8 protein-coding genes are annotated in these 6,449 nt (G+C 46.3%); 4 read left to right on the top strand and 4 right to left on the bottom strand.

Annotated features, from left to right (window positions below):
- The coding region (locus WA010_RS02145; protein WP_422555534.1) for an FAD-dependent oxidoreductase at positions 1 to 1,516 on the bottom strand (1,516 nt) is incomplete at its 3' end.
- A gap of 158 nt (positions 1,517 to 1,674) precedes the next feature.
- On the opposite strand from WA010_RS02145, the gene WA010_RS02150 reads away from it, so the two are divergent.
- The 3 genes from WA010_RS02150 to WA010_RS02160 are packed head-to-tail and all read left to right on the top strand — an operon-like array spanning position 1,675 to position 3,045.
- The gene (locus tag WA010_RS02150) at positions 1,675 to 1,890 is read left to right on the top strand and encodes a ribbon-helix-helix protein, CopG family (RefSeq protein WP_422555535.1); all 216 of its coding nucleotides are present in this window, start codon (positions 1,675 to 1,677) and stop codon (positions 1,888 to 1,890) included.
- Positions 1,880 to 2,137: a type II toxin-antitoxin system RelE family toxin gene (locus tag WA010_RS02155; protein ID WP_422555536.1), complete on the top strand. Its 258-nt coding sequence runs from the start codon at positions 1,880 to 1,882 to the stop codon at positions 2,135 to 2,137. Before WA010_RS02150 ends, WA010_RS02155 begins: the two co-directional genes overlap by 11 nt.
- The gene (locus WA010_RS02160) at positions 2,134 to 3,045 is read left to right on the top strand and encodes an AEC family transporter (protein WP_422555537.1); all 912 of its coding nucleotides are present in this window, start codon (positions 2,134 to 2,136) and stop codon (positions 3,043 to 3,045) included. The genes WA010_RS02155 and WA010_RS02160 overlap by 4 nt, the downstream gene beginning before the upstream one ends.
- Here the strand turns inward: WA010_RS02160 and WA010_RS02165 are convergent.
- From WA010_RS02165 to rpsU, 3 genes are all read right to left on the bottom strand, one after another.
- Complete coding sequence (locus WA010_RS02165; protein ID WP_422555538.1) at positions 3,023 to 3,952, bottom strand: D-2-hydroxyacid dehydrogenase; 930 nt, start codon at positions 3,950 to 3,952, stop codon at positions 3,023 to 3,025. The two genes, WA010_RS02160 and WA010_RS02165, sit on opposite strands and share 23 nt — an antisense overlap.
- A gap of 80 nt (positions 3,953 to 4,032) precedes the next feature.
- Positions 4,033 to 5,196, bottom strand: coding sequence for a formate-dependent phosphoribosylglycinamide formyltransferase (gene purT, locus WA010_RS02170; protein WP_422555539.1), 1,164 nt, complete (start codon positions 5,194 to 5,196; stop codon positions 4,033 to 4,035).
- A gap of 120 nt (positions 5,197 to 5,316) precedes the next feature.
- On the bottom strand, positions 5,317 to 5,529 hold the full coding sequence (rpsU, locus tag WA010_RS02175) for a 30S ribosomal protein S21 (protein WP_013458942.1): 213 nt from the start codon (positions 5,527 to 5,529) through the stop codon (positions 5,317 to 5,319).
- Between the two features lie 186 nt (positions 5,530 to 5,715).
- Between rpsU and dnaG the strand changes: the two genes are divergently transcribed.
- Positions 5,716 to 6,449 (top strand): DNA primase (dnaG, locus tag WA010_RS02180; RefSeq protein ID WP_422555540.1); only part of this gene is annotated, 734 nt, incomplete at its 3' end.

A 6,449-nucleotide genomic window follows, 5' to 3' on the forward strand; every position in this document is an offset into this window, starting at 1 on the left:
CATCGATGCGGTAATGCGCCCCTCGACTTTCGACACGGCTGATCGCACACACAACGATAATCTCAGCTAATTCAATCTTATTTCCAAACTCGATAAATTCGACTAAATTGGTATTACAGATTTTCGATTTGTCACGCGGTCCCATAAACGGCAACTCTTTCTGCATCTGTCGAATCGCCCCGAGAACCGCTTTGAGTCCCATATCATCCCGTACCAAACCGACGTTGTTATAGAAGATATTCGCTAACATCTCCTGTTTTTGATAAAAATCGATTTGATTGGTGAAATACATCACTCCGCGTACAAAATTGGTATCTTTGGCTAACTGTGTATTTTCCACAGCAGGGGCAGGATGTTTGTCTCCGTATTCAGACGCATTTTTACCACATTCGCGTCCAAACACGACCAATTCTAAAAGCGAATTCCCCCCTAAACGGTTAGCACCATGCGTTTTGTGATTGGCACACTCACCGACGGCAAACAATCCATTCACGGAGCTCATGCATTTTACATCGACTTCAATCCCCCCCATGCTGTAGTGGGCAGAGGGTTTGATCGGTATCAGATCATGGATGGGATCGATCCCTTCATAAATTTGTGCTAACTTTCGTTCCTGAGGGAGCTCATGATTGATAAACTCCTCTCCCAAATGGCGAATATCGAGATAGACGCTTCCGCTTTTAGCCATCTCATCATGGATGGCACGTGCCACAACGTCGCGGGGAGCCAGTTCATCGGTAAAACGCTCTAATTGCGCGTTTAGCAAATGTCCCCCTGCACCGCGAGCACTTTCACTGATCAAAATGGATGAGCCTTTCAGAGCTGTGGGATGGAATTGGATAAACTCCATATCGGCGAGCTTTGCCCGCGCGCGAACTGCCGCCGCCAATCCATCCCCGCTCGCTTGCACTGAGTTGGTCGAGTGTTTGCCGTAAAGATTGCCATACCCGCCTGTAGCGAGGATGACGGCATCGGCTCGAATCTCTTCCACCTCACCGCTCTCTATAACCAAAAGCGTCGCACCTAACACGCGGTTAGTCTCATTATCCGTGATCAGATTGAGCAAAAAGCGACCGTTTTTAAATTCTATCCCTGCTTTAAGGCACTGATCGTAGAGGGTATGAAGAAGTTTTAATCCCGTATAGTCCTGCGCATAACACGCGCGTGGCGCACTTGCTCCGCCGAGTCGTCTGCGCGCAATCTCTCCCCCCTCATCACGGCTGAACGGCAAACCGATGCTATTACACCATCGAATCGCCTCCGGAGCCTTTTCACACATCAGGGTAATTCGCTCTTCATCTCCCAATCCGGCGGAGGATTTAAGAGTATCTGCGATGTGGGCTTCAACGCTGTCATTTGAGTCCAAAACCGCGTTCATTCCCCCCTGTGCCATCGAGGTTTGGGAACGGGTCGGAAGGGTTTTAGAAGCGACAATCACCTCAGCACCGCGCTCACGAGCAGAGAGTGCGCTTACCAATCCCGCACCGCCACTACCGATAATCAATACTTTGGACATCTGCATCCTTTATTATTTCATCACAATAGATGCAATCTCTATTCATGCAAGATTGTAGCGAAAGGGGTTTTAGGAGTTTATCAAGTGGATGGTGGGGATAAAAAGTTTAAGGATAAAAAAGTATGGTAAAATATGGTAACTAAACAAAAGGTTATTCCATGACCAAAAAAATGACCATAACACTCGATGAAAATTTTATCGATGAACTTTCACAAATCGCTCATGAGTTAGGGAAAAAAAAGACTCAAGTAATCCGTGAAGCATTGCAAGATTACTTCGATGTTCAAGCCATTACTAAAACAGTACAAGAATACAAGATGGGAACCCTAAAGACGATTTCCCATGCCGATATGAGAAAAGCTCTTGGCGTATAACATCGACTACGATTCAAAAGTACTCAAACAACTTTCAAAAATCGATAAAAAAGATGTCAAAGATATACTCGATAAAATTGAACGCTTTGCCGAAGAACCGATTTTAACACAAATCAAAAAGCTCAAAACACCATTTGATGGAGCCTATCGTCTTCGCGCCGGAAATTATCGAGTGGTGTTCTACCTCGAAAACGATTTAATGTTGATTTCAAAAATAGCCCATCGTAAAAATGTGTATGACGAATGAGTACTGAAACCATCCTCTCCCTTTTGGGTATCTACCTCTTTATCGCTGTCGGTTTCGGTGCGAAATGGACGTTCAAAGAAAAAATCGATGATCGCACCATCACTCTGCTTAGTGTCTATTTTTTACAGATTTTTCTCACCTTTTGGGGATTGCTCAAACGCCCTATCGATACGGAGCTTCTCTTTGCTCCCGCCCTCTATCTGGGGATTTCCCTTTTGGCGCTGTTGCTGATGATCCCTTTGGCTAAAATGCTTTTCGATAATCCCAAAGAGCGCTCCATCGGCACTGTCGCGGCACTGATCGGAAATACGGGGAATCTTGGTATCCCGCTGGGGATTGCACTGTTTGGAGAAATGAGTGTCCCCTATCTCACCCTCATCAATCTCGTCAATGTTTTTGTGGTCTATACCATCGGAGTCTTTTATTATTCACGCGGAGAGTTCAGTGTACGTGATTCGCTTATCAATATCCTCAAACTCCCCGTTCTTTGGGCGGCGATAGTAGCTATTGCCCTGAATCTCATCGGATACATCCCCAGCCCTGCGGTCGATAAAACACTGATGATGGGAGCCTATGCCTCCATGACCATGCAGTTAGTGTTGTTTGGGATATATCTGTACGGGATTAAATTAGGAGAGATAAACCTGCGACTCACCGCATGGGTCAACGGAACTAAATTTGTCCTAATACCCGTGATCGCGTTTGTTGTGTTAGGGATGGTTGAGATGGATGCTACGGTAAAAGGGATTTTATTTTTAGAACTGGTTGTTCCTCTCGCCGTGGCGAACGTCAATCTTGCATCCCTCTATAACTGTTCACCTCGTACCGTGACGGTGGAGGTATTTACAACGTCTGTCGTATTTTTAGGGATCGCTTTCTTTTTGCCTACGCTGTTACAAATGTTTTGATATTCTCTATCGTAGAAGCGATCAGGCGTGCTCTCGCTTCGCGGGATGTCCATGCGATATGGGGAGTGATATAGAGACGCTCAGGGTGTTTGACTGCCAAAAGAGGGTGAGGTATTTTCATCGGTTCTTTCGAGAGAACATCGAGTCCGACAAAGATCGGTTTCACATCGATAATAACCGAGAGGGCATCCTCATCCACGATACCTCCCCGTCCGAGATTGAGCAATACCGCACCGTCTTTCATCTGCAACAGTTCGGAGTGGGAGACCAAATTCTCCGTCGATTTGTTCAATGGTGCATGGATCGAGATGACATCGCTGTTTTCGATCAAACGGCTAAGGGTCGTTTTCTCGTAATCTACATTCTCATTTTTACCCGAAGTGGAATAATAACAGACGTTAGCACCAAACGCTGATGCGATTCGTGCCACATTTCGTCCAATCTCACCGAGACCGATAATCCCCCACGTTTTCCCGCGCAGTTCACTGAACGAGGGACCGATATGGGCGAATACCGCTTCATTCTGCCATTCACCGCTTTTCACATATTCATCGTAATAACGGCTGTGACCCATTAGATAAAACAACATAGAAAACGTGTGTTGAACGACAGCATCAGTCGAATAACCTGCCACATTTTTGACACTAATGCCACGACGTACCACCGCTTCATGATCGATGTTATTCATCCCCGTCGCCGCCACACAAATGAGTTTGAGATTTGGAGCGGATTCCATTACGGCATCGTTAATAACGACTTTGTTAGTAACAATCACTTCAGCATCACGAACACGTTCTTCTGACTCATCGGCAGATGTAGTCTGATAAACAACCACATCTCCGAGAGATTCAAATCCCGCTAACGAGGTATCACCGTAGGTTAGTGCATCTAAAATTACAATCTTCATTTTTTCTCCGTCATTCCCAACTCGATTGGGAATCCAGTTTTTTTTTGGATGGATCCCCGATCAAGTCGGGGATGACGAGGCTATGCGTCTTTGATCTTTTGAATCAATTTTTTCGCTTTCTTCATCGCTTTATTCACTTTGTCAAACACTAAAACCACCGCCATACGTCGTCCGACGTGCGCTTCAGGTTTTCCGAATACACGGACAAAGCTGTTATCATCAAACAGCTCATCAGCAACGTCGATCACCGGTTCATGCGATTCAACCGTGGATTTAAATGCCGCACTCGCACCGTCACCGTAGAACGTAAAGCCTAACGGCAATCCAAATACGGCACGTACATGAAGGGCAAATTCGCTTTGACTTTGGGTGATCAGCGTTACCATCCCTGTATCGTGCGGGCGCGGACTCACTTCGCTGAAATAGACCTCATCGCCGCTCACAAACAACTCTACGCCGAATAGCCCTTTACCGCCCAAACCGTCGGTAATCGCTTTGGCGATCTTTTGAGAACGCTTCAATGCCTTTTTCGACATCTCCATCGGTTGCCAGCTGTAGATATAGTCGCCGTCTTTTTGGATGTGCCCGATCGGCTCACAAAATACTGTCTCGACACCGTTGCGCGCCGTAAGGAGAGTAATTTCATAATCAAAACGGATAAACTCTTCGACGATCAGCTCACTCGCATCTCCGCGTGCCTCTTTGGCGATCTCCCATGAGTTTTCCAAATCAAACGGGCTGTGGGCGATACTTTGTCCATGTCCCGAAGAGCTCATAACCGGTTTAATCACACACGGAAATCCTACATCATCTGCCGCAGTGCACATATCTTCGTAGGTACTCACAAAATGATAACGGCTTGTTTTAAGACCCAACTCTTCTGCCGCGAAACGGCGGATGTTTTTGCGGTTCATCGTTTTGTTGACCGCTTCGGCATTGGGGATAACACAAAACCCTTCCGCTTCAGCCGCAAACAACGCATCGATACTAATCGCTTCGATCTCAGGGAGAATGTAATCGGGTTTCTCTTTACGGATAATTTTTAAAACCGCTTCTTTGTCTTGCATATTGACAACATGTGAACGGTTGGCGACAAGATGAGCAGGAGCATGTGCATAACGATCTACTGCAACCACTTCGATACCGAGACGCTGTGCTTCGATCGCGACCTCTTTACCGAGTTCGCCGGAGCCTAAGAGCATGATTTTTTTGGAATTATTTTTAAGAGGTGCGCTAAAGAGCATAGAATAGCCTTGTGCAGAAATTATTACACTAAGTTTATCACAGGGTTAGTAAAGGTTTTGTTACAGAGAAAAAAAATGGAGGAATGAGAAGGTGTAACCCAAGCGCCGAAGCGCAAGGAGTTACAGGCGAGATTCGTAACGTCGCATCATATAGAGACGTTTTAACATCTTTTTGCGAGCGCTGATTTTGAACTGTTTACGTTTTTCAGTCTCTGTAACATGGTTACGACGAGCACGGGCTTCAGTAACAATCAGATTACGATCTGTTTGTTTCTTGAAACGACGGTAAGCAGCATCAAAGTTATCATCTTGGCGTAAGATAATTCCAGGCATTCACATCACCTACTTTCTATTTAAAATTTTCGAAGTGGAATTATAGCATAGTCTATTTAAAAACGCCATCGGAATAAAATCCCGACGGCTACGCTAACGCTAAGTTTACTTCAGCAGTAAGCTCCAAATCACTCGTGATTTTTTAAATCTATAAGAATCAAAGCCCCATTTCGCTAAAATCAAACCATGATAACCCAAGACTCCATCGAGGCTCTCAAAGCCCGACTTGACATTGTCGACGTCGTAGGCTCCTATATTGAGCTCAAGCGTGCCGGAAGCAGCTTCAAAGCACCTTGCCCGTTTCACGATGAAAAATCTCCTAGCTTCACCGTCAATCCGACCCGCCAGCAATATCACTGCTTCGGATGCGGTGCGCACGGTGATGGTATCAAATTCGTCATGGAGTATGAAAAGCTCAACTACCCCGAAGCGATCGAAAAACTGGCCGCATCGAACAATTTCAGCCTCCACTATACCGACGATACCAAGCAAAAAAAACGCTCTAATCTCCTAGAAACCCTCAACGACTGGTATCAAAAACTCCTCGAAGAGAAACGAGATGCCATGGAGTATCTCCACGAGCGGGGTATCTACGCCTCCAGTATCGAACGATTTGGGATCGGGTATGCCCCTACTTCCCCTGAGACGCTCCGATTTTTAGAACAGCGCAAACTCTCATCCGCTGAAGCGCTCGAGCAAGGTGCTATCGGACGGGGGGATGATGGACGGCTATTTGCCCGTTTTATCGAACGAATCACCTTCCCCATCCACTCCACCAGCGGTGCCATTGTCGGATTCGGCGGACGCACCATCACGGGGCATCAAGCCAAATACGTCAATTCGTCCCAAAGCGCTATTTTCAACAAATCGCGCCTCCTCTACGCCTATCATCTCGCCCGTGAAGCGATCTACCGCCGCCG

It is taken from the genome of Sulfuricurvum sp. (assembly GCF_049305995.1).
Lineage (GTDB): Bacteria > Campylobacterota > Campylobacteria > Campylobacterales > Sulfurimonadaceae > Sulfuricurvum.

Excerpts from the sequence above, each read along its gene's own strand:
- WA010_RS02150 (WP_422555535.1), top strand. The coding sequence starts at position 1,675 with ATGACCAAAAAAATGACCATAACACTCGATGAAAATTTTATCGATGAA.
- WA010_RS02160 (WP_422555537.1), top strand. The coding sequence starts at position 2,134 with ATGAGTACTGAAACCATCCTCTCCCTTTTGGGTATCTACCTCTTTATC.
- WA010_RS02165 (WP_422555538.1), bottom strand. The coding sequence starts at position 3,952 with ATGAAGATTGTAATTTTAGATGCACTAACCTACGGTGATACCTCGTTA.
- purT (WP_422555539.1), bottom strand. The coding sequence starts at position 5,196 with ATGCTCTTTAGCGCACCTCTTAAAAATAATTCCAAAAAAATCATGCTC.
- rpsU (WP_013458942.1), bottom strand. The coding sequence starts at position 5,529 with ATGCCTGGAATTATCTTACGCCAAGATGATAACTTTGATGCTGCTTAC.